We start from the raw sequence: 25784 nt of genomic DNA on the forward strand, positions 1-25784 counted from the left end.
AGAATGTGTTTGTTTAATCTATCTTCATGATAAAGGCTCCCATAAACAAAAGAAATTAATCTAATAGCGATTAATTTCTTTTCGTAAACCTTATTCGGTTGTGAACGGCACGGATATAATGGTGAATTTTTATAAGACCACACTTTTTTTAATATAATCACACTTCTTCGTTCCTGTACTCCTTCGGGGACACTCCGGTGTATTTCTGAAATACAATGGCAAAATGGGCCTGGCTGTTGAAGCCCACCTGTTCAGAGACCTCGTAAATCTTGTAACGGTAGTCCTTCAGCAATACTTTGGCATGCCGGATACGAACCTCGTTGATATATTCAAATACGCCCCGGCCCACTTCCTGCTTAAACAGGCGGCTGACATAATTCGGGCTGACCTGGAACTGCTCCCCAAGCAGCTTCAGGGACATGTCCTCTTTGTAATGCTGCTCCACGTACTGGATGATATTGCGGGTCAGCAGGCTGTACGTTTTCAGGTGTCCGCTGTTCCGTTCCTTGATTTTCCGTTCAAAAATATGACGGTAATAGGAGGACAGTTCTGCGAAGTTCTCCAGCGCCCTGGCTTCTTCCCCGCTCGGCTGCTCTTTTTCATCCAGCATAAACAGCAGGCCTTCGTAAACCTTTCTTACATCCTGCTCTTCCATACAGCGCGTCTCTTCCAGCAGCCGCTCCCAGCGTGCCAGCGCTTCTGCAAACTCTTCTTCATTGCCCTCCTTCAGCGCATTCTTCATCTCAGCCAACAGTTCCCCGGCCTGCTTCAAGCCTGAGGCAGCGACCGGCTTGCGGTGATTATGGTAGAAGACGGAAGTGTCCGGCAAATAAAATCTTTGTTTTAGTGCCTTCAGGGCCTGGGCATATCCCTGCTCCAATTCCGCAAAGGAGGAGAACCAATCGCTGATGCCGAAAACCACTTCGATATTAACAAAACGCTTTAGTGCAGCAGCGATCATCTGCACGATGCCGTTGATCCGGTTCAGAGAAGCGAGCAGGCTTTTGAGGTCGCTGTTGCTGATAAATACGGCTGACAGACGGTCATTCACCTGGAGAAACTCCGTTTCCTTCTCCTTGGACAGCACCTCCGTGACAATATTGCCTACCGTATTCGGCAGGATTGAGGTATGGTTCTCGCTGTACCGCTTCATTACGCCGGCATAATGCTTGACCGTAAATACAAGAACGTAGATATTGCCCTCCTTCAGTCCGGTATTCTGCATACCCTGAATGTTCCCGCGCAGTCCTTCCCACAGGCTGTTTTCTTTGTAAGGGACCTCCTCCATCCTTGCCGCTTCCTTCGGTTCTCCTTGGGGACGGCTTTGGGCCGTTTCAGCCTGGATCGTCTTCAGCACGGAGGCGATTTCCTGTTCATTCATCGCCGGTTTATGAAAATAATCGCTCGCCCCGAGTTTCATCGCTTCCTTCACGTAGGTAATATCATCAAAGCTGCTGAGAATAATGACGTTGGCCTGAAGTCCCCGTTCGCGCATTTCACTCAGCACCGCTATGCCATCTTTTTTCGGCATTTTAATATCCAGGAATACAATATCCGGCTTCAGATGGGCGATCTGCTGCAGTGCTTCCTCTCCATCGGCTGCTTCGCCTACAATCTCCATCCCGTTTCCTTTCCAGTCTATGGCCGATTTCAGGCCGATCCGCACGAGCGGCTCATCATCCACGATCAGAATTCGCATCTGTGTTCCCCCTTGTGTCTTCTACGCTGTCCTTCATGGGGACACGAATGGTCACAGTCGTTCCTCCCCCCTCTGCGTTCTCCAGCCGGAGTCCGCTGCTTTGTCCGAAATGAAGCTCGATCCGTTTGCGTATATTGCTTAGCCCAATCGAGTTCATATGATCCGGGAGGTGGCCCGTCCCGTCTGTGGCGGGTGGAGCCGCCACTATTCCCCGTCCATTGTCGCTTACCTTCATCATCAGCCAATCCTTCTCTTCATAGATTGAGACGTTCAGCTTGCCTTTATAATCAATTCCGTCAAAGCCGTGGAACACTGCGTTCTCGACCAAAGGCTGCAACAGAAATTTCAGCGTTCTGCAGCGCAGCACAGCCGGATCGACGTCATAGGTTACCTCGAACTTGTTCAGGTAACGGAAGTCGAGAATTTTCGTATAGTTCTGCAGAAAATCCAGTTCTTCTTCAATCGTCACATAATCGCCATCACTTCTGGCGGTGAATTTGACGACGGAGATAAACGCGCTCAGCGCTTCTTCAATACCTGAAGCCCCCTGGATCTTGGCCATCCACTTCACGACATTCAGCGTATTGTACATAAAATGGGGACGGATCTGTGACTGGAGCGCCACCATCTCCAGCTCCTTCTTCTCCCGCTCTTCCTCGTAAATGCGCTGAATGAGGTTTCGTATCTCCTTCAGCATGTTGTCGATTGTATTGCTGATCTTGCCGATTTCTCCATACTGCGTTTCGAAAGAAACGTCCAGATTCCCCTGGGATACGAGCTTCATCTTACTGTTGAGCACCGCCAGCGGCTTCATTACGGTAGTTGCGATGCGGGCGGAGGTGAGGACCGATAGCAGCAGCAGCAAAAGCAGGCTGACGGAGATAATCGCGACGGTTACGTAAACCACGGACAGCAGCTCTTTCTTGGGGACTATCGTAACCGCCCTCCAGCCGGTGACGGCGGAGGCAGAGGAGACGTACAGATTTCCCCCTTTCTCATTCATGCCATTCCCGGGAATAAAATCAAAGTCCATGCCCAGCACTCCCGAGGCGGTTGTACCGATCTCGGCGCTCTGATTGCTGTAGATGATGTTATCGTTCTCATCGACCAGATAAAATTTCGTATTCTCCGTAAAGGGCGAGTTGCTCCAGAGAGTCTGCAGCCGCTCTGCCTTGATGTTAAGCAATATAAATCCAAGATCTTCCTTCGTATAGGGATCGACGATGGCCCGGCCGATGGAGACTACCGGCTGGGGGGTTCTAGACAGCAGCCTCTCCTGGTGCACGCCTATAGGAACATAGATCCCTTTCCGCTCACGGATTTGCTCCACAAAGGGTTCATGGATGAACTCCCGGGTGAGATAGGCATAATTGAAATATTCGCTCTGGCTTCGGCCAATAATCAGCCGGTCAAGCTTACGATAGATAGCCACCGAATCAATGAGGTCCGAATACGGCATCATACTGTTGCGGATCAGATTGTTAACGGTATCAAAATCCCGTCCCCGTTCGAGAAGAGGATAGGCCACCGCCCTGTAGTCCTTGCGCATAATCCCGTACAGAATGTCATCCTGCACCGGAAGCATGGACATGCGCAGCAGCGGCTGCAGCGAGGTATCCATGTTCTTGATTATTTGCCGGTTCTTCTCGACCGCCGCTCCCATCATAGTCGTCCGGTTGTTATCCATATACACCCAGGACAGAATGCCCCCAATGATCAGCAGAGGAACCACGATGAAGCTGGAAAAGGCAATAATGAGCTTATGCTCCATTCGTAAATTTTTTAGTTTTTGCTTCAGCTTGTCCATAAAAGCTTCCCACTTTTCTCAATTCGTAGTTGTAGCACCGTCTCTGCGGAACTGTCTGGGCGTCATGCCGGTGTACTTCTTGAACAACTGCGTATAGTAACTTTGGCTGCAAAATTTAAACATAAAAGCAATCCCGGAAATGGATTGATTGCTGTGCATCAGGATCGGCTTGGACTCTTCTATTTTGCGGCGGTTGATAAATTCCGTAAGGGGCATCCCCGTCTCCTGCTTGAAGCGGTCCGACAAATAACTCGGATGCACACCGACATGCCCAGCAATCAGCGCCAGCGTAAGATCCTGATAAATATGCTCGCGTATGAAGTATACGGACAAATTCACAATATGGGAATAGTGCAGCACTTCCTTCTCCCGTTTCATGACGGCGATGAACTGCAGCACCATTTCATATTCAAAACGGAGCAGCACCCCGATTTCCCCGATAACCTCGATTTCACGAATGAGCGTATCACTCAGTTGAAAGGCTGTCTCCGGGTCCACCCCGCCACGGATAATCGCCCTTGTAAACAAGGTACAGGAAGCAATCAGGGCGTTCTTCTTGGAGCGCAGCGGATAGCAGGCCAAAGTGGCCGCCTCCAGAGCATTAATCTTATGGAGCGCCTCCATTGCCTTATCCTCACTCCCAAGCCGGATCGCCTCCAGCAGCTCATGCTCATAATCGAGCGGGGGATGAACAAAGCCCTTGTTCAGGTCCTCGGAACGGGTTGACAAATATGAAGGAATTACCATTTTCCCGTTAGGCTGATCCATTCTGCTTCCCCCACCTAAAAATTTTGATAAATTTCTAAATAATTTAGTATAATCTTAGACTTTTCCGCTTTAAAATTCAATCCATAACCAACAAGGGAGGACATAAAGCCATGAGCTGGAGCATTTCCAATCACGGACTTTCGGCAGAAACGCTGCTGAATCTGGAAAGTATTTTTGCGCTGGGCAACGGATATCTGGGGGTACGGGGCAACTTCGAGGAAGGTTATGCCGATCCGGAAATACAGAGCATTCGCGGTACCTATCTGAACGCCTTCCATGATGTCATCGAAATTCCTTACGGGGAGAAGCTGTTCGCTTTTCCCGGGACTCAGCAAAAGCTGGTTAATATTATCGATGCCCAAGGCATGAATATTTATATTGGGGAAGAAGAGGAGCCGTTCTCGCTTAGCGAAGGCAGTGTCCTGGCCTACGAACGCACCCTGCACATGGATAAGGGTTATTCCGAGCGCAAGATCCACTGGAGATCTCCCTCCGGCAAAGAGCTCAAGCTGCATTTCCGCAGACTGGTATCCTTCACGAGCAAAGAGTTATTCGCTATTGATCTGCTGATCGAGCCTGTGAATTTCCCCGGCACCGTGAAGATTGTTTCGCGTGTAAACGGGGATGTAAGCAACTATAGCAATCCGAATGATCCCCGTGTAGCCGCCGGACATTCGAAGCGCCTGTTCATTGTCGACAGCGGCATACAGGAAGAATACCTGTACGTGGTAAATGAGACCATGACCTCGGCGCTGCGCACCTCCTGTGTGACCCGGCATGAGTGGACCGGCTCTTGGCAGGTGAAGGCACAGGCCGGTTCGGCAGAAGGTACAGTAACAGCCACCGCAGAGCTGACCGCACCGCTGCGCCTGACCAAATGGAACATTTATACCGATACGCTGCGGCATGAAGACCGCTTAGTAGAGACTGGAATTTCCCTCCAGGAAGCGCTTAAGCGGCTTTCCTTCCAGGACCTGCTGGCGCAGCAGCAGCAGTATCTGCTGGATTTCTGGAAGACATCCGATGTCGTAATTGAAAATGACCTGCAGCTGCAGGAGGGCATCCGCTTCAACCTCTACCAACTGCTGCAATCGGCCGGACGGGACGCGCACAGCAATATTTCCGCCAAGGGACTGTCAGGCGAAGGCTACGAGGGCCACTATTTCTGGGATACGGAAATCTACATGCTCCCGGTGTTTCTGATGACGTCTCCAGAGCGGGCTAAGGAGCTGCTGCTGTACCGCTATTCCAAGCTGGAGCAGGCCAGGGACCGAGCCAAGGAAATGGGCCATGCCAAAGGGGCCCTCTTCCCGTGGCGGACAATTTCAGGAACGGAATGCTCCTCCTTCTTCCCATCGGGCACGGCGCAGTATCATATCAGCGCCGATGTCGCTTACAGCTATATCCAGTATTATTTGGCGGAGGAAGATGATGCATTCCTGCTGCAGTACGGGGCCGAGGTGCTGTTCGAGACCGCCCGGCTGTGGATGGAAATTGGCCATTATTACAGCGGCAAATTCCATATTGACGAAGTCACCGGACCGGATGAGTACACCTGCCTGGTGAACAACAACTACTACACCAATGTGATGGCCAAGCACAATTTGAAGTGGGCATTCCGTAGCTTTACACGGCTGCAGGAGTATGACGAGACCGGCCTGCAAGCGCTGTGCGAACGGCTGGGTGTCACCCTGACCGAAGCCAAGAGCTGGCTGCAGGCGGCGGAAGCCATGCTGCTTCCATATGATGAAGCTCTCGGCATCAACCCGCAGGATGATACATTCCTCCGCAAAGCGGTATGGGATTTCGAGAATACGCCGGAGGACAAAAACCCGCTGCTGCTGCATTACCACCCGTTGACCCTGTATCGCTATCAGGTATGCAAGCAGGCTGATACTGTACTTGCCCATTTCCTGCTTGAGGATGAGCAGAGCGACGAGACGATCCGCCGTTCTTATGACTACTACGAGAAAATCACGACCCATGATTCCTCTTTGTCGTCCTGCATCTTCAGCATTATGGCCTCCAAAATCGGCTATCGCGACAAGGCTTACAATTATTTCATTGAGACGGCCCGCCTGGATCTGGACAATACGCACGGCAACACCAAGGACGGCCTGCATCTGGCCAACATGGGCGGAACGTGGATGGCGATCGTATACGGTTTTGCCGGTACAAGGCTCAAGGAAAGCGGACTCTCGCTATCCCCTTCCATCCCGGACGGATGGGATAAATACGCTTTCCGGCTGACCTTCCGCGGGCGGCTGATCGCGGTAACGATCCGCACCGGAGGCGTGGAGCTGGAGCTGCTGGAAGGTGACGCTTTGACGTTAACGCTATATGGTCAGCCCGTAGAGCTGAACGGCAATGAGCCGGTTACCCGGCCGCTTGCTCCCTGAGTTCCTAAGTCAATCATAAAGGAGAGGTTTACCCGTGAATGCGCAATCCCGGCTGCAAGCCGTTATTTTTGATCTGGACGGGGTCATTACCGACACTGCGGAATATCATTACCAAGCCTGGGTTATCATTGCCAAGGAACTTGGCATTCCCTTTACCCGTGAATTTAATGAGAACCTGAAGGGCGTATCGCGCCACGATTCGCTCAAGCTGCTGCTGGGGCAGGCCGCCTCGCCCCGCGACTATTCGCCGGAGGAGCTGGAGGATCTCGCCACCCGCAAAAATGAGCTTTACAAAGAGCTGATCGAAAAGGTCACACCTGCCGATGTGCTGCCCGGCATTTCGCAGCTGCTGTCTGAGCTGAGGGTGCATGGCATAAAGGCCGGCATTGCCTCGGCCAGCAAAAATGCCTTCACCGTCGTGCACCGTCTCGGCATGGAGGACCAGTTCGGCATCATCGTCGATGCCGGCAAATTAAAACGGAACAAACCCGATCCCGAGGTATTCCTGACCGCAGCCGCCGCGCTTGGCGTGAAACCGGAAGCCTGCATTGGCGTTGAGGATGCGGCTGCAGGCGTTGATGCGATTAAAGCGGCGGGGATGTTCGCCGTAGCCATCGGCCCGCATGAAACTTTCCCGCATGCGGATATCGTGCTGTCGGATACATCGCTGCTGACCTTGGACCTGCTTGCCGGGCAGTTTGATGCTTCTTGAGAATAAGCGCCGTTTGTTATACTAACTGAAGAAAGCCCGCCCCGGAGCAGACGATCTGTGCTGCAGGCGGGCTGTATATCTTACTGGAGCTTCGAGTGCCGTACACTTGAAGCTCTATTTTTATTTGCGGATGCGCTCTACAAATGCAATCTGGCTAAGGTGGTGGGCGGTTCCTCGTTATTATAAAGTATGATAGCAGATAGCAAAGGAGGATGAAATACAATGATTGATGCCCATATTTATCTTGAACAATATGATTCCACAGCTATACACCTGATGGCCAGACCCAGACGATAGTCCGGTGGACCTCTGTCAAGATAGTAGACACAGATTTAAGCAGCCTGGTTTAGGCAAAGCAGTTCATACTCCATGAGGGTATGGTAATCAATAGAGGAATGGATACGCCGAGCGTTGTAGAAGAACTCAATGTATTCGAAAACACTCTGCTTCGCTTGTTCCCTCGTTTCATAGTGGTTCAGGTAAATCAGTTCCTTCTTGAGGACACTATGGAACGACTCGATGCAGGCAATCGTAGCAATTCCCCTTTCGGCTCATGCTTCCGATCATCTCATATGTTAACAGCTGTTTCTGGTAATCGTGAGAGGTGTATTGGCTTCCCCGATCGGAATGGTGAAGTAATCCAGGGTCTGGACGCCCTCGGCCATAGGCCTGCTGAAGGGCCCCAATCACGAGTTCCTTGGTCATCCGCTCACCGATTTGCCAACCGACCATTCTGCGAGAGTATAGGTCCATGACACTCGCCAGATACAACCACCCTTCCACGGTCCAGACATAGGTGCTGTCCGTTACCCATTTCTCCCCCGGCTTCGTGGCTTGAAACTCGCAGACCAGCACATTATCTTGAACGGGAAGCGCATGCTTGGAGTTGGTAGTCGCCTTGTACTTCTTTACGGTACGTGAGCGTTAGCCTTGTTTTTTCATGATCCGACCGACCGTGCGTTCGGAGATCTGAATCCCTTGACGATTCAACTGCCTTGTGAGTTTCGGGGTTCGGGGTTGGCGGGGGTCGTGTCTGGGCAAATAACTAACCACCCTCCTCCGAGCGCCATTAAGGGGATTTTTCCCTTTAACCCCCCGGCTGCCTGCCCGCCCACGTAAGCCGGGGTTGACGGCCACCATGTATCAGTCCGGTATCTGCCCGGCCCGCAAGGGGCATCCGGTTATTTCAACCCGTCCACCCTCCCGGACACATAAAAAGGCCTGCGCAGCAGCCCGCTCCATGTGGATATAGCTGTGCGCAGGCCGATTTGCCTGCATGCATATAAATTAGAAGCCCCAGATGGCATCCCAGACCGGCTTGGTGTGGCCGCCCGGATAAAATATGTACAGCAGCACATATACCGCAACTCCTGTGATAGCTGTAATGAACCAGGTCACAGCCGTGATTCTGCCCAGCTTGCGGTGCTTCGCATACTTGCCCTGAAAGCCCCAGACCAGTGTCGTGATCCCGAACACCGCAGCGACGGTGGCCAATACGATATGGAAGATCAGAAAAATATGATACAGCGTCGACAGATAATCCGGTCCGCCCCACGATGTATTTCCTACAAATACCGTTCTTGACATGTACACAATGAAAAACAGAGTTGCAGCCACAGCGGCGGCGATCATTGTCTTCTTGTGCGCTTCACGTTTGCCTGTAATGATCTGTCTCCAGCCGATAGCCACCAGCACCGCACTGATTACGATGAACGATGTACTGATCGTTGGAAACACTGTAAAGATATCCATGCTTATCCTCCTCGGTGCTTGCCAGCTATACCCGGGTCAATGCGCCATCCCCCAGCTCGCCGGAGGGTCCGGAAAGATCCGGATCGTCTTGCCCGTTCTCTTTTTTATACCAATGATAGAACACATAAGCAAGCATCGAGGCAAAAATAAATTCCTGAATGAACTTCATCACGATTCCGCCGACCTGCTGATCCACCTTGGGCGACAGCCCTCCAAAGAATCCCGGTCCGCCAAAAGCCTGCAGCAGCGCCGCCGGATCACCGGATACGCAATACCCCATCGCCCGCGCCCAGACAGCCGGATCACTATAGGTTGCATAGAGCGGACTGCTTGCAAAAATGATCAGCCCGCAGGCCGGTGTGAGCAGCACCATATTGAGAAAAATAAAGCCGATTTTGACAGGTCCGCCGGCCCGCCGGTGCTCCGGCAGCGGATTGATCAGCGTCCACCACATCAGCGCCGAGGTCAAAAAAAGCACAGCATAATACAGCCGGTGCACCGTAAAGTGCAGCATGACATAGTCATGAATTACCGGAATATGATACAGCGAGAACAGTCCGTTGAACAGCAGGGCTGCCACCACAGGATGGGCAAGAAAGGAGAGCCTCCGCAGCGGATTCACCCTCATCAGGGCCCGCCAGCACCATTCCGGAATCCCCAGCATCATCAGCGGCACCGCAATCAGATAAGACAGCGCCATACTGACCATATGAAAAGAAAACAGGATATGTCCCAGCAGACTGACCGGACCGCCCTGAGCCAGATAGAGCACCAGCAGCCCGCCCAGAAACAGCGCTCTCTGCCGGAGCGGAACCTCCGCTGAGCCGGGGAACCGCTGAGCCAGCGGCCCGATCAGCACCAGATACCCCGCAGCCAGCAGCAGCGTTGCCGCCAGCAGCAGCGGGCTCCACAGATCGGCAAAGCTGAAGTATTGCAAGCCAAGCATCGGACAGTCCTCCTCCATCAAAAATATTAGGGAACGCGGCATTCGCACCGATTACGGACGGGCAACTGCAGGCAGCGGCCTCCCGCCTTGTCCTCTGTCTTCTAACCATAACAGGCACCGACAGCAAAAAGAGGCAGCAGCTCCCGCCGGCCTCCTGAATATAACGCTAATCCCACCAGACCCAGTAAAGAGCCATGATAATACAGGTTCCGGCGATAAAAAAACCGCCCAGCATGAACACAATCGGCAGCAGATGCCCTTTGTCCTTCAAATGCATCCAGAAGCCCATCTGCAGCACCACCTGCAGCGCAGCCATTACCAGCAGCAAAATGACGGCAAAGGTGGCGTTAACCCCTCCGGCGGCCACAGCCGCAAAGGCAAGCAGTGTCAGCAACACCGAAAAAACAAACACTACAATATGCCGCTGCGGCCCCTCGTGCCGGTGACGGCGCTTCACGCCGCCTTCCTGCGAATGCTGTTCCGTCGCCATGGTTCAGCCCACCTTTCCAAGCAGGTAAACTACCGTGAAAATGAATACCCACACGACATCGATAAAATGCCAGTACATCGCAGATACGTAGATTTTGGGTGCCGTTACTACGGTCAGCCCTTTGCGGACGAGCTGCCCGATCAGGATGGCGATCCATACAATCCCGAATGCAACGTGTGCGCCGTGAAAGCCGACCAGCGTGTAGAACGCCGAGCTGAAAGCACTCGTAGTCATCCCGAACTCCTCATGCCTTACATATACACTGAACTCGTAGATCTCCAGCGCAAGAAATGCCGCACCAAGCACCACAGTGATGAGCAGCCAGCCGCGCAGCTCTTTCGGCTTGTTGCGGTGCATCGCCTGAATGGCGAATACGCTGGTGAGGCTGCTGGCCAGCAGCAGAAACGTTGCTGCCGCTACCAGCGGCAGATGGAACAGCTCAGCCGCGGAGGGGCCGTCGTTCGTCGAGTTACGCAGCGCCAGAAAGGTGGCGAACAGCGTTCCGAAGAGTACGGCCTCCCCGCCGAGGAACAGCCAGAAGGCCAGCACCTTGTTACGGCCCTCCAGCGTTGCTTTTTCAGGCTCATGCGGGAGGGTGCCTTTTCCGGCTTCAGCATGTACAGTCGTCATCCCCTACTCACCTTCCTTCCAGCTCTTCAGGCTCGATATGCCAGCCATGGTCGTCAAACAAGGAACGCATCAGCATCGACCCGAACGTAATCACCAGACCAAGACCGGTCACGATATAGTTGTTGAACAGGAAGCTTAGCACTTCGCTGCCGAACGTATCACGGCTGAACATGAAGCCAAGCCCGGCGATAAAAATGCCCACCGACATCAGGAACGGCAGAATCGTCGCAGACGGCATGTGGATGGAACCTACCGGCTCGGACGGCGTCATGCTTTTGTGGCCGGCGAGCTTTTCCTTCCAGAAGGCATCAATCCCGCGTACCAGCGGGGTCTGCTTGAAGTTGTATTCCGGCGGCGGCGAAGGAATCGTCCACTCCAGCGTCCGCCCGTCTTCCCACGGATCATCCGCGGCATCAGCCGGTTTGCGGGAAGTGATGAAGATATTCCACAGGAAGATCAGCATTCCGACACCCATCAGTCCGGCCCCGATTGTACTGACCAGATTCAGCGTGTCAAACTGCTGGTTCGGCAAGTAAGTGAACACGCGGCGCTGCATCCCCATCAGTCCCAGGAAGTGCTGGACGAAGAAGGTCAGATGGAAGCCGATAATAAAGGTCCAGAACGTCCATTTGCCCAAGGTTTCGCTCAGCATCCGTCCGAACATTTTGGGCCACCAGTAGTGCAGCCCGGCGAACAGCCCCAGCACCAGACCGCCGACGATCACATAATGGAAATGGGCTACGACAAAATAGGTGTCATGAAACTGAAAATCCGCCGGAGCCGAAGCCAGCATAACGCCCGTTACCCCGCCCATGGTGAACGTTGGAATGAAGCCGACAGCGAACAGATTCGGAGTGGTAAAACGCACCTGCCCGCCCCACATCGTAAACAGCCAGTTGAAGATTTTGATCCCGGTTGGAACGGCAATCAGCATCGTGGATACCGAGAATAAAGCATTCGCCACAGGACCGAGACCGGTTGTGAACATATGATGCGCCCAGACCATAAAGCCCAGGAAGGCGATTAGAATGGTGGCGAAGACCATCGAGCTGTAGCCGAATAATCTTTTGCGTGAAAAGGTTGGTATGACCTCAGAAATGATGCCGAACGCCGGCAGAATGAGAATATAAACTTCCGGATGCCCGAAAATCCAGAATATATGCTGCCAAAGCACCGGATTTCCACCCGTGGCAGGATTGAAGAAATTAGCTTCGAGAATCCGGTCAAAGGTAAGCAGTACAAGCCCGACAGTGATAGCAGGAAAAGCGAACAGAATAATAGCTGAGGTGATAAAGGTAGTCCAGGCGAACATCGGCATCCGCATATAGGACATTCCCGGTGCGCGCATCGTGATGATTGTAGCCAGAAAGTTAATGCCGCCGATCAGCGTACCCAGCCCGGCAATCTGCAGCCCGATCGTATAAAAGTCCACCCCGTGGGTGGCACTGTAAGTTGTACTGGATAACGGAGTGTACGAGGTCCAGCCGGCATCGGGCGCCCCGCCCATAACCCAACTGAGATTGAGCAGCAGGCCGCCGAATAGAAAGGTCCAGAAGCCGAGCGCATTCAGAAAAGGGAAGGCCACATCGCGCGCGCCGATCTGCAGCGGAATGACCGCATTCATCAGCGCGAAGATGACGGGCATGACCCCGAGAAAAATCATCGTCGTCCCGTGCATCGTGATTAATTCATTGAACGTCTGCGCGTCAAGAAAGGTATTCATCGGCTTGATCAGCTGGATGCGGATCAGGATGGCCTCAAGCCCGCCGATTCCGAAAAAGAAGCCTCCCGCCCAAAGGTAGAGGATGGCGATTTTTTTGTGGTCGACGGTGGTGATCCAGTCCATCAGCCCGGTATAGCGTTTGACACTGTGGCCAGCCTCCAGCGGCATGGCGGGATTCAGGGATTGCGCTGTTTGAGCCAAGGTTCGTACCCCCTTTTCAAAATTGCTGCTTCCGCTATTCACTGCCTGGCTCTAGTCCAGCGTGTAGCCGGCCAGATATTCGGCAATGCCATCGACCTCTTCATCGGTTAAGCCCAGGTCTGCTTTGGGATCAGGCATCGTATTGCCCGGCTTGACGCTTCTAGGATCATGCAGCCAGGTTTTGAGGTTATCGAGGATCGGCGCACCATCCACGCCTGTATCATCATTCAGCAGAATGCCCGCCACCGATTCACGGGAGCCGATTCCGGTCAGATCCGGACCGACCGCGAGGCCCTGGTCACCCACCGCATGGCAGGTCAGGCAGGCGGATTTAAACTTCTCGGCTAGCTGCGGATCTTCCGGCAGTACGGCCGGAGCTTTCATCGAAGCCAGCCACTGCTCAAACTCCGCCTCGCTGACTGACTTTACCTTGAACTCCATGAACCCGTGGGAGGGTCCGCACAGCTCCGCGCATTTCCCGCGGTAAACGCCTTCATTTGGCGCACTGAAGCTGAAGCGGTTCACCGTACCGTCAGGGTTGGTATCTATTTTGCCGGACAGGGAAGGGACCCAGAAGGAGTGCAGCACATCCGCCGTTCTCAGCTCAAAAGCAATATCCTTGCCGGCAGGGATCACCAGATCCTGAGCCGTTTTTACACCATAATCCGTATATTCGAATTCCCACCAGTACTGGTGTCCGGTCACTTTGACCTTGACTGCATTTTTATCGTTGGAATGGTCATTGGCGGCGGCAAACACTTCCCTGACTGTAGGTACAGCAAGTATCACTACCAGAATCAGGGGGATGACCGTCCAGATGACCTCCAGCTTGAAGTTACCCTCCACCTGCTCAGGGATTTCACGCTGGCCCGGCTTTCTGCGGAACCGGATAAGCACATAGGCCGCAATTGAAAAAACGATCAGCAATACGACAATCATAATCGTAATCGCCAGCTTCATCAGATCGAACGAGCTTTCAGCTGCAGGTCCCTGCGGTCTCAGTACCGACAGGTCCTCCCGTCCGCAGCCGGCCAGAAGTAATCCAAGCGCTGCAGTCATGGGAAGAAGCCGCTTTCCGGCCTGCCACGTTTTCATCATTGATCAACCCCGCTTTTCCCGATTTCGTAGAGTAGAGGATTTTCCTGTCAATTATAACAATCACTATTAATATAAGTTCAAGGGGGTGTTTTGTCAATCGTTCACAGCAAGTTCACAAATACTTTTTTAATATCAAAAAAGCTTGTCAATCCGCCATTTTATAACGCTTACATTTTTGATAGAAGTAGGGTATAATACCAGGTAAGCGATTTCATATTATTCCATTCTGTCTGCACCTCTTGACTTATGTTGAAATGCATGTCCTCTCTCCCGCCGGAAAACAAGCAAAAAAAACCGTATCCAGCAGTATAGGTCAGCCGGGCACGGTTTATGAGAATCCTCATGGATGTGATTGCAAATTACATGTAATCAATTCAGGACACTATCCTTGTGTGTAAATCAGGAGACAGATGAGTTAATTCTGCCCATCTCATGCTCCACGACCATAGTCAGCTCTTCTTCATAGCCTCCTGTGATCCGATACTTCCGGACGTACTCCTTTACAAATTTCTTGGGATCTTTGGGCCGGAAAATGCGTGTCATTTCCCGTAGACTTTCCTTGACTTCGTTATGACCTTTACTTGCCATGATCAGTTCCCTCCCAAAACATTGAAAATGAATGCTCCGTTGTAGAGAATGCATGATGAAAAGTCCGCCGTAACCTCGAAATGCAAGATAAGAACCGTAACACATACGTAGCTTGCATTATCCGCCTAGACTATCATTCCAGAGTTCTGGAGGTCCGCCTTGCCGGTGAAGCAGGTTCGTCGTGATTTGGGCTGAGAGTAAGACGCCTTAAGGTAAAGACATCTTGACACTTTACTTACCCGAAGAGCCACTTGCTGAATCACTCCTTTCGGGCCTTATCGTCTTATTGTATCATATTCAAGGCCAAGTTCCACCTTTCCTTGTAAAATATGCGTATGGAATTTTGCAAATATTTATGTCTCCCCCAAGCAGGCGAGATAGGGGGCTTGTGGGCTCATGAGACGATTCTCAAAGCGTATCCTAAAATGCATAGTATGCTTATCGTGCGCCACGGGAAACTGATGGTTGAACGGTATTACGGTAATCACCATGCCGGCAATGAATCCCTGAAGCTTCCTTCACATACTTTGTACCGGCAAATCATAGTCTCCTAGTAAGGAAGGAGCAGGGAAGGCGTCCCGGAGGAAGCGCAGGACATCTGCTCTCCGCCTTCTTCTCCAAGTATAAGGAGTGAGCGCTATGTCCCCTTTCAAGTCTTCAACCGGCCTGCCCGAAAATATCGCTGCTGCTGTCTGTTATTTTTTCCCCTTTGTTGGTCCCGTCGTGTTCCTGGCGCTGGAGAAGCGCAGCCGTTTCGTGCTCTTCCATGCGCTGCAGTCGCTGATTGCGTTCGGCGTGCTGATGGTCGCCCATGTAATCAGCGGATTCATTCCGCTGATCGGGGGGGTTATCGGAGCGATCCTCTCGCTGCTCGCCTTTTCCGTCTGGCTGCTAATGCTGTTTCATTCTCTTGGCGGCAGGTGGTATAAGCTTCCCTGGGCAGGTGATCTTGCTGAGATCCAGCTCCGCCAGCTGTAGCCGGTTACTCCCGCTGCAGACAGTGTAATAGTGATTCCCTTTTGCCTGTCGACTCCGTACAATGGAATCAGGACATACAGGAATCTGCAGGCTGGAGGAGCATCCATGTACTTATTGATTATAAATCCCCGTTCCGGCGGCGGTGCCGGTCAGCGGATCTGGCTGAACGCCCAGGCCATGTTGAAAGCGCGCGGTATGGCCTATGAAGCGCTATTCACCAATAGCGCCGAACAGGCCGAGGCGCAGGTGCTGCACGCCCTCGCCCGCCGCGAGGACTGGCGCGCCGCCATCCTGATCGGCGGCGACGGCACGATCCACAGCGTGCTTGGCGCGCTGCGGCGCCGGGGCGTCCCGCTGGGCGTGATTCCCGCCGGCTCGGGCAATGACACGGCGCGCGGCTTCGGCATCCCGCTGGACACGGAAGCTGCGCTGGACGCCGCGCTGCAGGACCGCTGCCTGGAGGCGGATCTGCTCGCCGGTACGGGCGGCCTGACGCTGACCGCCGTCGCCAGCGGCTTTGATGCCCAGGTCGCCGTGAACGTGAATAACAGCCGCTATAAGCGGCTGTGCAATGCCGTCGGCGCCGGGCAGCTGGCCTATATCATCGGCATATTGCACACGCTGATCACCTTCAAGCCCTGCCGCGTGAGCGTGACCCTCGACGGCAAAGAGCAGGCCTTTGACCAGGCCTGGCTCGTCTCGGTCTGCAACCTGCCAAGCTATGGCGGCGGGCTGCTGATCTGCCCGCAGGCGGAGAGCGGCGACGGCCGGCTCGACGTCTGCGTCGTGCACGGGTGCAGCCGCGCGCAGGTGCTGCGGCTGTTCCCGACGCTGCTGAAGGGCACGCATGTGGCGCTGCCCTTCGTGACGATGCTGCGCGGCCGCAGCGTAGCGGTCCGCTTCGCGCAGCCGCGCCATGCCATCGGCGACGGCGAGCCGCTGGGCACGGCGCCGCTGGCCGTGCGCTGCGAGCCCGGCGCGCTGCGCGTGCTGACGCCGCTGGCTGCGGCGGCGGAGGGCGGCTCCTGCCGGGCGAGCGGCTGAGCCTGGCCGGGAGCCCGCGGGCTGAGCAGCAGGCACAGGTCTCGAAGGCTCAGATGGCCGGGAGCGGATTTAGCCGGGAGCGGATTCAGCTGGCACAGGCGTCGAGGGCTCAGATATGGCCGGGAGCGGATTCAGCTGACAGACAACTTTCCGAGACATCTCCGCCAGCACGGATTTAACGGCTCACTTACAGCTAAGCCTGCCTGGAAGTGTCTAAATAACGGAACTGTACCAGCCAAAGCGCAGGTAAAACTTGCCGCGCAAAGCTGGCAGGCAGCCTGATGCCTGACTAACCGGAGGCCTCCAGCCAGCTAAGTGGAAATTCGTCATCTAATTTCGGCCCCAATCACGGGGAAAGACAATTAGGTGGAAAAACGCCACCTAATTCTGCCATTTTCGCCCTCTAAGTGAATTTCGGCCTGAAATAAGTGGTGTTTTTCCACCTAAAGAATAAAAATCATGAAATATGCCGGAATTAGGTGGCGTTAATCCACCTAATTGCCAAGCCGCCGCAGCCACTTTCCCTGTTCTAATGCATTTAACACAGACACTTAACCTCACGCAAGACGGCCTCATTCCCGCAAAAGCACCAACCCAAACCCAAAAAAGAGGACTCCGGCCAGCCAAAGCCCGAAGTCCTCTTAAAAGTATGTGTAACACTTCCCGTACAGCTTATGTGCTCTAATCCGCCTGCCCGTCTTCTTCCTCTACAAACGAGATGACGCCGTCCTCCAGGGAAGCGATGCGCACCAGCGATTCCACGCGGTAGCCCGCTTCCTTGAGCAGCCGGCTGCCCGGCTGGAAGGCTTTTTCGATCACGATGCCGATACCGGCTACTGTACCTCCGGCCTGCTCCACGATCCGGGCCAGCCCGAAGGCCGCCTCACCGTTGGCCAGAAAATCATCCACAATCAGCACATGCTCACCCGACGCGATGAACTTTTTGGAGACGGTGATGTCGTTGCTCTCTCTTTTGGTAAAAGAGTAGACGGTTTCGACATAAATGTCCTCCGTCAGCGTCAGCGATTTCTGCTTGCGGGCAAAAATCAGCGGCACCTCAAGCGTAAGGGCCGTCATAATCCCAGGGGCAATGCCCGAGGATTCGATCGTCAGCACCTTGGTAATAGCTTCACCGGCAAAGCGGCGGGTGAACTCGCGGCCCACCTCACGCATCAGAAAAGGGTCCATCTGGTGATTCAGAAAAGAATCCACCTTGAGCACTCCCTGACCGAGAACAATCCCTTCATCCAAGACCTTGCGTCTCAATAACTCCATCCGTGCTCCCTCTTTTCTTCTCATATTCCCATGGACCCAGCCTTTGCTAACCCTGTCCTACAGGCCGGACGGCTTCTGCGGCAGCAGATTACCGACGATGGACTTCAGATCATGATCCTCCTTGCTGCCCGGCTTGCCGCCGTCATAGCTGGTAATCCGGATTTCGGAATAGGATTCGCCGGCGTTGACCGGTTTGAAGATCAGCTTGTCGCGGTCAGCCAGCCGGACATTGAACTTCATATCCTTGAACATCTCCACAAGCTCTTTCTCACCCGGCACCTCGCCCTCATCCAGGAACAGCAGACCCCGCAGCGACTTGGGACCTTCGGGATGCTGCACATCAAAATGAACAATACATTCCACGCTTATCACCTCCCTAGCATAGTCTCGCCCGGGCCATATACGCTACTCTTTCCGGCTATCGCCGGAATCCTCCGGGTCAGACTCCATGTCTGTATCATGGTCCTTCTCATGCATCACATACTTGCTGTAGATCCGGCTGTAGCGGTCACCGTAGCGTCTGGTCAGCTCAGCCCCCATGTCCTCTTCAAGCTCGAAGAGCACCATTTCCTGAGAAAAGTGGTTAAGCAGCAGTTCGACCAGCACTTCATGCTCGGTCACCACCGCCTGGGCCGTGCCGTCCTCATAGCGCATCCCCAGCATGCACCAGCTCCGGTCGATGACAAAAGAAAACTTTCTTCCTCCGCTCCGGCGCGGCTTGCCGCCAAGCGGAGGCCATACCGGGTAAGGGGCAGCAGCCGTATTACCGCCATCAAAAGCCCACAGCAGCTTCACACCGCGCCGCTCCGCCTGCTCCAGCTCGCTGCGCAGCAGGGAGGCTTCCTCCCGCCATACATCGACCACTATTTCCTTCTCGGCCAGATTCAGCTGGCGGGTGAGCGCCCCCAGCATATTACGGTCCCCTTCAATATTGTAGAACGACTGGCTGACAGGACCGCCGCGGGGCATTTCGCTCTCCACAAAAGCCAGCGAGGCCTGCACCCGGCCCGAGATCATCGTAGCCAGCTCCTCCGGGTCCAGCACGCTGTAACGGGCCGGCTCCCCTTCACCGCAGCGTACATACCCCTGCTGTGTCAGGCGCTGAAGCGCCGCGTACACATTGGATCTGGATACGCCCAGCTGCTTAGCCACTTCGTAGCCCGAGGCTTCCCCCTTGGTAGCCAGCTCAACCATAATCTTGGATTCCATCTCCGTGAACCCCAAATTGCGCAGATGCAGCAGCAACTGTTCCATCTATGTTGTCCTCCTAGTATGCCTATAAACTCATTCTGTGAATCTGCGGTTCGGTGTTGCACATTTAACCTGTTGTACCGCTGTGCTTAGATTTGTTCAGAGCCGCAGCGCGGGCACCACATGGAGCCCTTGGGCAGATCTGCCCGGCAAATCTGGCATTTGACCATATCCCGCACACCTTCTTCGCTGTAGGCCGCTGCTTCCTCCGACAGCCCCCCGCCCTTCCAGTCGCGGATCCGGCGGTCCAGCTCAAGCTGGCGTTCACGCTCCCGCTCAAGCTCATCAGCTTCCCGGCGTTCACGTTCGGATTCATGGTTATGCCCGGCGTAATCCTGCGGCTCAGACTCCTTGGAATCATACAGCACTTCGGTATATACGGTCCGCGGTTCTGACCGGAGCGCCAGCTCCTTTTCTTCCTCAGTTAGTTCATCCTCACCGTAAAACTCGTCTTCCTCATCCTCATGAATTTTATGGATTGTTACAGCCGGGGCCTCTTTTTTGACCGGCTCCTCCAGCTTATGCCCGCATTTCGGGCAGAAATTGGCATCCAGTGCGACTACATTGCCGCACACGCAGAGCCGCTCATTTTTGAGCTCGGCAATTCTGTGGCGCAGCTCATCAATCTGCTCCTGATGCTTCAGGCAGACCTTGGACAGCTCCACCATCTTGCCTTCAGCCACCGACATGTCACGCGAACGGTAGCCTTCATAGAACAGCTGGCCCATTTTCATAAATTCGAGTTCCATCTCGCGTTCAATATCGGAAATATGCCCGTTAAGCTTACTGATCTCTACCGAGCTTTGCGCTTTTTCACTCACCTTGCTGGCACTGTCTTTGATACGTTGCAGAAAATTCATCATAGTTCCTCCTTCTCCAGATGAGAATAGGGCTGTTAAATAGCCGTAAAGCTTCATAAAGAAGCCTATGTAATACTCTGTAACCTTAAAACGTGCTTCTATCATACCAAATGTCTCGAATAGATTCATTATTTGTCGTTCTGTGTATATTAGCAAGTAGAAACGGCTTCACCGTCCTTCAAGGAAGGCGGCCTGCAAGCAAACCTTAACCGCAAAAATGAGGGAGGGAATCAACTTGCCGGACGAACAACGTAAAAGTTATTTCGTATCTGTTAACCATGGACTGATTCAGGATGTACGCGGTGAATCGGGTGAATTCGAGGTACGGGTTACCCCTGATGAGCTGACGGTGCTTCAGGAGCTTCTGGACAATCTGGCAAGCGGAGACGAATACGCCTTCCGCCGTGCCGCCGTGCCTTACAAATCCGCCGATCATGATGACGCTGCAGACCAGTTTGATGACGGGACCATCCGGCTCTACCGGTATCTTTACCAGGTGGGAAGCGGGGAGACACAGCAGACGATCAGACAGCTCGGCGTCCTGCCCAAACTCGACAATACCGGTTATGAGGACAAGGGATACGATGGAGGTTCACCTACGAATAAATAACACACTGTACATTCACGATATGTATGCTAATACGCCGCCGCGCAAAGAATGTTTCCGCTTTTTATGTAACCGTTTCCCGCGGTCTTGTTCTGCTGTTACCGGCTTTCAGCCGGGGTCGGCATTTGTTTTGCTTCCAGGGCATAAAATCGGTTAAAATAAAACAGTCACAAATAATGAAACCCGGGAGAGTATCAGTGAAAGAAGACGACAGTACGCAAGTTACACTGAATCAGCTGCAGGTGCATGTAAAGGATATGAAGCAGTGGCAGAGCAGCGAGGATTTTGCCGGAAAGCTGGAGGATCTCAAGACATTGCCTGCGCTTTACCGCCATGCCTTGAACGAGCTTGAGAATAAAATTGATGTAGTCAAGACAGAATGGCAGGTCCGTGACGGCTACAGCCCGATCGAGCATGTCAAATCACGTATAAAAGAGCCGAAGAGCATTCTGCGCAAGATGGAACGCAAGGGGCATCCCTTCACTCTTGAAAATATGGAGCAGCACATTCATGATATCGCCGGGATGCGGATTGTCTGTGCTTTTGTGAAGGATATTTACCGGCTGGTGGATCATCTGTGCGTCCGGGAGGATCTGCGGGTGCTCGAGATCAAGGATTATATCGCCCAGCCGAAGCCGAACGGATATCAGAGCCTGCATGTCATCGTAGCGATTCCCCTCGTACTGCTCGAAGGGACGCGCTGGGTTAAGGCAGAGATACAGCTTCGGACGCTGGCCATGGATTTCTGGGCCAGCATGGAGCATATTCTTTACTATAAATTCGACAAGCAGCTTCCGCCGCATGTAGCCGAGGAGCTGAAGGAGGCCGCGCGTGCGGCTGATGAGCTGGACCAGAAGATGCTCCGCCTGCGCCGTGAAATTCTTGAGCTGTCTGAAGGAAGCCGCGGCGCTGATAAGCTGGCGGAAGAATAAGGATAGCGGGAAGCCAAGCAGCTGCAGCGGGCTAAACAGCAAATACAACAAGGCAGTGCCGGACAGCAGAAGAGCTTCCCTGGCACTGCCTTGTTTTGTGTGTCTGACGCGATGCGCCCGCCCGCCGTTACTGCCTGCCCGGCTCCGATGCGCGGCGTCTTGCCGATTCAGCCGCCTTGCGCATAATCAGGGCAAGGCCTTCGCCTGCCCTGGGCGTATTCGGCAGCAGCTTCATCCAGTCTTCGTCCGGCTGGGCCACCGCCGGCGAGACCGGGAACGGCCTTGAGGCCAGCTCGTGAAACAGGGGTCCCGGCTGATGCAGCGAGCCTTCGGCTGCCGCTTCCGCCAGCCATCCCCCTGTAGTAACAGCCGGCCCCTTCCGTTCCAGCCTGGCCAGCTCTGCCGCCAGCATGCTGGCAGGAGCTGCACTTCCTTCGTCCTGCTGGATATATTCCTCCTCTGCCCACAGGGCAAATACTCCCTCCAGCAGCTCCTCCTTGCTCATCCCGCGAAGCCTGAACCCCAGCAGCGGCTCTTCCAGCAGCTGCTTTCCGGCCCATCCGGGCAGCGCCGCACCTGTCTCTGTGCCGGAATCTGCCCGTTCCAGCCCGGGAGGCAGGAGCTGAAGCTCTGCCATGCTGCCGGTGCTTTTTCCCTGCAGCAGGTCATACAGCTCTCCGGGCTGCCCGGCAAGCTGACGCAGCACCTTATCTTTTTGTGCCGGATCCCATTGTGGAACCGCCCAGGAGAGTGCGGACGCTGTATCAGCACTGCTGCTAATGCCGGCACCGTTCTCCTGCACCGTTCCCTGCCCAAGCAATATTTTCAGCATTCCAGGTTCGATTACAAGCCTCTGTTCCGGCAGCTTGCCCATTGTTAGATCCCCCTTTACTTACCGCTCTACATCCAGTCCTGATCCTGAAGCTCGATCAGCTCCTGCAGCTCATGATTGGACATCTCTGTCAGCCAGTTCTCCCCGGAGCCGACGACCTGCTCGGACAGATTTTTTTTGCGCTCAATCAGCTCGTCAATCCGCTCCTCCAGTGTGCCCTGGCAGATCAGCTTGTGCACCTGTACATTTTTATGCTGGCCGATCCGGAAAGCCCGGTCGGTCGCCTGGTTCTCAACAGCCGGATTCCACCAGCGGTCATAATGCACGACATGGTTGGCCCGGGTGAGATTCAGCCCGACGCCGCCCGCTTTGAGGGAAAGCACGAAGAACGCCGGCCCCTCGCCCTCCTGGAACGCATGGACCATCTCATCCCGCTCCCGTTTGGGGATACCGCCATGCAGGAACAGCGGGGTTTGGCCGTATCTTTTGGCAAGCCGGCTGACGAGCAGCTCTCCCATTGATACATATTGGGTGAAAATCAGCGCCGACTCGCCCAGCTCGGCAATGCTGTCCAGCACCTCGAACATGACTTCCATTTTGCCCGACTGCTCGCTCCGCCCGCTCCGCCCTTCTTCCCTGCGGAATAGCTGAGGGTGATCGCAAATCTGCTTCAGCTTGGTCAGCGAGGACAGAACGAGACCGCGCCGGGCCATCCCGGAGCGCTCGCCGATTACGCCAAGCATCTCATCCACTACCCCCTTATACAGCACCGCCTGCGTCTCTGTTAACGGGCAATACGATTTCAGCTCCAGCTTCTCCGGCAGATCCTTCGAGATATCGGGATCACTCTTGAGCCTGCGGAGCAGAAACGGTGACACGAGCCGGTGCAGCTCCTGCAGCCGTTCCCCGCCTTCCCCGGACACATAACGCTGGCGGAAGGAGTGATAGGAGCCCAGATAACCGGGATTCAAAAAGTGAAAAATCGACCAGAGCTCACCCAGCCGGTTCTCGACGGGCGTGCCTGTCATGGCAATCCGGTAAGGGGCAGACAGCTTCATTACGCTCTGTGCCTGCTTGGTCCGGTGATTCTTGATATATTGCGCTTCATCCAGCACGACCGTAGACCAGCGTACCGCGGCCAGATCCTCGCTGTCCCGGCCGGCCAGATGATAGGTAGTCAGCACAATTTCATGGCTGGCGGCAAGCTCCGCGAAGCCTTCTCCGCGTATCCGCCTTCCCCCGTGATGAATATGCACACTCAGCGACGGGGCAAAACGCTGCAGCTCACGCTGCCAGTTCCCCAGGAGCGAGGTCGGGCAGAGAATCAGCGCCGGCTTATGCCGGAATTCTGCCGGAGCGCTCAGCGCCCGGTCCATCAGGCAAGCAATGACCTGGATCGTTTTGCCCAGGCCCATGTCATCGGCCAGGCACACTCCGAAGCCCAGGCCGCTGAGCGCAGCCAGCCATTGATAGCCGCGTTCCTGATAGGGCCGCAGCGTTCCCTGCAGGCCATCCGGCACTGACCGTACCGGCAGGCTCCGCAGAACATCCCCGTGCATGAGCGATGCCAGCAGGCCGGAGGTCTCCATCCCTGTGACCGACATGCCCTTCCAGAGCCGCTCCTCCCCATCCTCAGCCTCCAGCCGCATCCAGTCCGCAGCCGACATTTCCCCGCCCTCATGGCGTTTCATATATCTCAGCACCTGGCGGATTTCCTTGGGATCAACCTCGATCCACTCGCCCCGGAAGCGCACAAACGGCACTCCCGCCTCCACCAGCGTATTCAGCTCCTCTTCACTGATCGGATTGTCGCCAAGCGAAGCCTCAATACGGAAGGAGATAAGCTCCTCCATCCCCAGTGCGGGCTGTGCAGGTCCGTCCATCCCGGCCTGCGGAAGCTGCATCTTCATCCGCATTCCGACCCGGCGCCGCCCCTCCCGGCTCCAGCGCGAAGGCATCTGCACCGTAATGCCCCATTCACGCAGCTGCTGCACACTCTCCTTCAAAAAGAGATAGAGGCGTTCCGGCTCAAGCTCCGCCCCCGTCGGTGCAGGGATGTTCAGCGCCCTCTGAATATCGGGCGATATTCTTGCAGCACGGCCCAGTGCATTCAGCAGCTGCTGCTGGATCTTCCGGTACCGCTTGCCCCAAAGGGTGAACTCGCGCTCCGGGCTGCTCCAGATGGCTGCAGCTGGAAGCCAGAACTCCCCTTCCTCCCGGCTCTCCGCCCAGAAGGTCAGCTGCCACAGCTCACTCTCGTCCGCCGGCGGTTCCAGACGCAGGCCCAGACCGAGCTGGCCGGTCTGCTCTTCCTCCGCCCTGGCCCGCGGCATGCCGCCGGCCAGGGTCCCGTTCACTTCAGCCAGCAGGTCGGATACCTCTGCCGGTGTTCCCTGGACCGGAATCTCCCGGCTGCCCGTGAGCAGGCTGTTCCACCATAGCTCAGTCAGCGGGGAATAGCCGCGGCGGTAATTTGCTTTATATGGACCGAGCTCGCTTTCGGAGCCGGCAATTATTTTTCTGATCTCGGCAGTTATCACCGCCTGCAAGAAGGAATACAGTACATATCCCCCTGCATCTTCACGCGAGGTCAGATCCCCTTCCTCGGCAACATGGGCTCCGAGCGCCAGCACCGGCATGGATGCCGCCAGCTGCAGGAAGAACTCCTTATCCGCATCCTGACGGAAGGCCGGGAACCAGCAGGCGGAAGCCGCCTGCTCGCCGCCGCGGCGCCGCGTGCCGATCGGGCGGGGCGGCATCGCGCCGGGCACTATCGCTCCCGTAGCCATCAGCTCCAGTGCAAACCGGGCCGCAGCCGCCCAGTAGCGCATTTCGCCTCCAGCTTCCACACCCTGGGCACGGGACAGCTCATCGTCCCAGACAAGCAGCAGGTCGAAGGCTTCCTTCGGCCCCAGCGCCAGTCCTTCAAGCGTCCGCCCCGGCAAACCGCGCCGCGATGTTTTCCCTTCCACAGGAGCCGCCACCGGATACTTTACTTCTGCCAGCCGCAGCGCAGCACCCGCGAAAGGACGCCCTCCGCCCCGGAACTCCAGCTTCTTGACCACGCGTGTCCACGCGTCAACCTTGGGTTCCGAGGTTTCACCAGAGAAGCAAAATAAAACGTCCCCCAGCCATATTGCATACAGATGCTTAATCATTGGTGATCTCCTGTCCTTAAGCAAACAGAAAGAG

General features: G+C 54.8%; 22 protein-coding genes and 1 pseudogene. 6 read left to right on the forward strand and 17 right to left on the reverse strand.

All coding sequences use genetic code 11. The features are described from left to right. Nucleotides 1-157: 157 nt before the first annotated feature. Genes M2108_RS21380 through M2108_RS21390 form a run of 3 tightly spaced genes read right to left on the reverse strand, consistent with a single transcriptional unit; the run spans nt 158 to nt 4274 of the window. Nucleotides 158-1699 carry a response regulator gene (locus M2108_RS21380; protein ID WP_277471261.1) on the reverse strand — a complete coding sequence of 514 codons (1542 nt, stop codon included), beginning with the start codon at nt 1697-1699 and terminating at the stop codon, nt 158-160. After that, nucleotides 1677-3506: a sensor histidine kinase gene (locus M2108_RS21385; protein WP_277471262.1), complete on the reverse strand. Its 1830-nt coding sequence runs from the start codon at nt 3504-3506 to the stop codon at nt 1677-1679. Before M2108_RS21385 ends, M2108_RS21380 begins: the two co-directional genes overlap by 23 nt. A gap of 18 nt (nt 3507-3524) precedes the next feature. After that, a complete protein-coding gene (locus tag M2108_RS21390; RefSeq protein ID WP_277471263.1) occupies nt 3525-4274 on the reverse strand; it encodes a helix-turn-helix transcriptional regulator in 750 nt (249 codons plus the stop codon). Nucleotides 4275-4384: 110 nt separating this feature from the next. On the opposite strand from M2108_RS21390, the gene M2108_RS21395 reads away from it, so the two are divergent. Together M2108_RS21395 and pgmB are read left to right on the forward strand one after the other, a co-directional pair. After that, nucleotides 4385-6673, forward strand: coding sequence for a glycoside hydrolase family 65 protein (locus M2108_RS21395; RefSeq protein WP_277471264.1), 2289 nt, complete (start codon nt 4385-4387; stop codon nt 6671-6673). 34 nt (nt 6674-6707) lie between these two features. Then, entirely contained in the window at nt 6708-7385 is a 678-nt protein-coding gene (pgmB, locus tag M2108_RS21400) for a beta-phosphoglucomutase (protein ID WP_277471265.1), read from the forward strand. Nucleotides 7386-7717: 332 nt separating this feature from the next. Here the strand turns inward: pgmB and M2108_RS31645 are convergent. From M2108_RS31645 to M2108_RS21435, 8 genes and pseudogenes are all read right to left on the reverse strand, one after another. Then, a pseudogene (locus M2108_RS31645) lies at nt 7718-8396 on the reverse strand (IS3 family transposase); the annotation flags it as partial. Nucleotides 8397-8672: 276 nt separating this feature from the next. Continuing rightward, nucleotides 8673-9137 (reverse strand): DUF420 domain-containing protein, encoded by a 465-nt coding sequence (locus M2108_RS21405; protein ID WP_277471266.1) that lies wholly within the window; start codon nt 9135-9137, stop codon nt 8673-8675. Nucleotides 9138-9162: 25 nt separating this feature from the next. Beyond that, entirely contained in the window at nt 9163-10083 is a 921-nt protein-coding gene (ctaG, locus tag M2108_RS21410) for a cytochrome c oxidase assembly factor CtaG (RefSeq protein WP_277471267.1), read from the reverse strand. Between the two features lie 166 nt (nt 10084-10249). Further along, on the reverse strand, nt 10250-10573 hold the full coding sequence (locus tag M2108_RS21415; protein ID WP_277471268.1) for a cytochrome C oxidase subunit IV family protein: 324 nt from the start codon (nt 10571-10573) through the stop codon (nt 10250-10252). A 3-nt stretch (nt 10574-10576) separates the two neighbouring features. Continuing rightward, complete coding sequence (locus M2108_RS21420; protein WP_068723116.1) at nt 10577-11203, reverse strand: cytochrome (ubi)quinol oxidase subunit III; 627 nt, start codon at nt 11201-11203, stop codon at nt 10577-10579. A 7-nt stretch (nt 11204-11210) separates the two neighbouring features. Next, on the reverse strand, nt 11211-13094 hold the full coding sequence (ctaD, locus tag M2108_RS21425; protein ID WP_277471325.1) for a cytochrome c oxidase subunit I: 1884 nt from the start codon (nt 13092-13094) through the stop codon (nt 11211-11213). An 84-nt stretch (nt 13095-13178) separates the two neighbouring features. After that, on the reverse strand, nt 13179-14225 hold the full coding sequence (gene coxB / locus M2108_RS21430; protein ID WP_277471270.1) for a cytochrome c oxidase subunit II: 1047 nt from the start codon (nt 14223-14225) through the stop codon (nt 13179-13181). Between the two features lie 399 nt (nt 14226-14624). Then, entirely contained in the window at nt 14625-14813 is a 189-nt protein-coding gene (locus tag M2108_RS21435; protein ID WP_039869425.1) for a hypothetical protein, read from the reverse strand. 639 nt (nt 14814-15452) lie between these two features. On the opposite strand from M2108_RS21435, the gene M2108_RS21440 reads away from it, so the two are divergent. Both M2108_RS21440 and M2108_RS21445 read left to right on the forward strand, forming a co-directional pair. Further along, on the forward strand, nt 15453-15791 hold the full coding sequence (locus tag M2108_RS21440) for a DUF4870 domain-containing protein (protein WP_277471272.1): 339 nt from the start codon (nt 15453-15455) through the stop codon (nt 15789-15791). 105 nt (nt 15792-15896) lie between these two features. Then, a complete protein-coding gene (locus tag M2108_RS21445; RefSeq protein ID WP_277471273.1) occupies nt 15897-16835 on the forward strand; it encodes a diacylglycerol/lipid kinase family protein in 939 nt (312 codons plus the stop codon). 681 nt (nt 16836-17516) lie between these two features. Here the strand turns inward: M2108_RS21445 and M2108_RS21450 are convergent. From M2108_RS21450 to M2108_RS21465, 4 genes are all read right to left on the reverse strand, one after another. Further along, entirely contained in the window at nt 17517-18110 is a 594-nt protein-coding gene (locus M2108_RS21450; RefSeq protein WP_277471274.1) for a xanthine phosphoribosyltransferase, read from the reverse strand. Between the two features lie 57 nt (nt 18111-18167). Next, a complete protein-coding gene (locus tag M2108_RS21455; RefSeq protein ID WP_277471275.1) occupies nt 18168-18473 on the reverse strand; it encodes a hypothetical protein in 306 nt (101 codons plus the stop codon). A gap of 42 nt (nt 18474-18515) precedes the next feature. Beyond that, a complete protein-coding gene (locus tag M2108_RS21460; protein ID WP_277471276.1) occupies nt 18516-19364 on the reverse strand; it encodes a TrmB family transcriptional regulator in 849 nt (282 codons plus the stop codon). An 86-nt stretch (nt 19365-19450) separates the two neighbouring features. Beyond that, nucleotides 19451-20221, reverse strand: a complete 771-nt coding sequence (locus M2108_RS21465) for a zinc ribbon domain-containing protein (RefSeq protein WP_277471277.1) — start codon at nt 20219-20221, stop codon at nt 19451-19453. A gap of 235 nt (nt 20222-20456) precedes the next feature. On the opposite strand from M2108_RS21465, the gene M2108_RS21470 reads away from it, so the two are divergent. Further along, entirely contained in the window at nt 20457-20831 is a 375-nt protein-coding gene (locus tag M2108_RS21470) for a hypothetical protein (RefSeq protein WP_277471278.1), read from the forward strand. Between the two features lie 254 nt (nt 20832-21085). Further along, nucleotides 21086-21760 (forward strand): GTP pyrophosphokinase, encoded by a 675-nt coding sequence (locus tag M2108_RS21475; protein ID WP_277471326.1) that lies wholly within the window; start codon nt 21086-21088, stop codon nt 21758-21760. A gap of 127 nt (nt 21761-21887) precedes the next feature. Here the strand turns inward: M2108_RS21475 and M2108_RS21480 are convergent, their stop codons facing one another. Beyond that, nucleotides 21888-22634: a hypothetical protein gene (locus M2108_RS21480; protein WP_277471279.1), complete on the reverse strand. Its 747-nt coding sequence runs from the start codon at nt 22632-22634 to the stop codon at nt 21888-21890. 26 nt (nt 22635-22660) lie between these two features. After that, the gene (locus M2108_RS21485; RefSeq protein WP_277471280.1) at nt 22661-25750 is read right to left on the reverse strand and encodes a DEAD/DEAH box helicase; all 3090 of its coding nucleotides are present in this window, start codon (nt 25748-25750) and stop codon (nt 22661-22663) included. Nucleotides 25751-25784: the final 34 nt, after the last annotated feature.

It is taken from the genome of Paenibacillus sp. PastM-3 (assembly GCF_029893965.1).
In the GTDB taxonomy this organism is placed as follows: Bacteria; Bacillota; Bacilli; order Paenibacillales; family Paenibacillaceae; genus Paenibacillus_AQ.

Coding starts and splice junctions, on each gene's coding strand:
- M2108_RS21395 (WP_277471264.1), top strand. CDS start 4,385: ATGAGCTGGAGCATTTCCAATCACGGACTTTCGGCAGAAACGCTGCTG.
- M2108_RS21385 (WP_277471262.1), bottom strand. CDS start 3,506: ATGGACAAGCTGAAGCAAAAACTAAAAAATTTACGAATGGAGCATAAG.
- M2108_RS21415 (WP_277471268.1), bottom strand. CDS start 10,573: ATGGCGACGGAACAGCATTCGCAGGAAGGCGGCGTGAAGCGCCGTCAC.
- M2108_RS21405 (WP_277471266.1), bottom strand. CDS start 9,137: ATGGATATCTTTACAGTGTTTCCAACGATCAGTACATCGTTCATCGTA.
- coxB (WP_277471270.1), bottom strand. CDS start 14,225: ATGATGAAAACGTGGCAGGCCGGAAAGCGGCTTCTTCCCATGACTGCA.
- M2108_RS21445 (WP_277471273.1), top strand. CDS start 15,897: ATGTACTTATTGATTATAAATCCCCGTTCCGGCGGCGGTGCCGGTCAG.
- M2108_RS21420 (WP_068723116.1), bottom strand. CDS start 11,203: ATGACGACTGTACATGCTGAAGCCGGAAAAGGCACCCTCCCGCATGAG.
- ctaG (WP_277471267.1), bottom strand. CDS start 10,083: ATGCTTGGCTTGCAATACTTCAGCTTTGCCGATCTGTGGAGCCCGCTG.
- M2108_RS21480 (WP_277471279.1), bottom strand. CDS start 22,634: ATGGGCAAGCTGCCGGAACAGAGGCTTGTAATCGAACCTGGAATGCTG.
- M2108_RS21435 (WP_039869425.1), bottom strand. CDS start 14,813: ATGGCAAGTAAAGGTCATAACGAAGTCAAGGAAAGTCTACGGGAAATG.
- M2108_RS21390 (WP_277471263.1), bottom strand. CDS start 4,274: ATGGATCAGCCTAACGGGAAAATGGTAATTCCTTCATATTTGTCAACC.
- M2108_RS21475 (WP_277471326.1), top strand. CDS start 21,086: ATGAAGCAGTGGCAGAGCAGCGAGGATTTTGCCGGAAAGCTGGAGGAT.
- M2108_RS21450 (WP_277471274.1), bottom strand. CDS start 18,110: ATGGAGTTATTGAGACGCAAGGTCTTGGATGAAGGGATTGTTCTCGGT.
- M2108_RS21380 (WP_277471261.1), bottom strand. CDS start 1,699: ATGCGAATTCTGATCGTGGATGATGAGCCGCTCGTGCGGATCGGCCTG.
- M2108_RS21440 (WP_277471272.1), top strand. CDS start 15,453: ATGTCCCCTTTCAAGTCTTCAACCGGCCTGCCCGAAAATATCGCTGCT.
- M2108_RS21460 (WP_277471276.1), bottom strand. CDS start 19,364: ATGGAACAGTTGCTGCTGCATCTGCGCAATTTGGGGTTCACGGAGATG.
- M2108_RS21465 (WP_277471277.1), bottom strand. CDS start 20,221: ATGAATTTTCTGCAACGTATCAAAGACAGTGCCAGCAAGGTGAGTGAA.
- ctaD (WP_277471325.1), bottom strand. CDS start 13,094: ATGCCGCTGGAGGCTGGCCACAGTGTCAAACGCTATACCGGGCTGATG.
- M2108_RS21485 (WP_277471280.1), bottom strand. CDS start 25,750: ATGATTAAGCATCTGTATGCAATATGGCTGGGGGACGTTTTATTTTGC.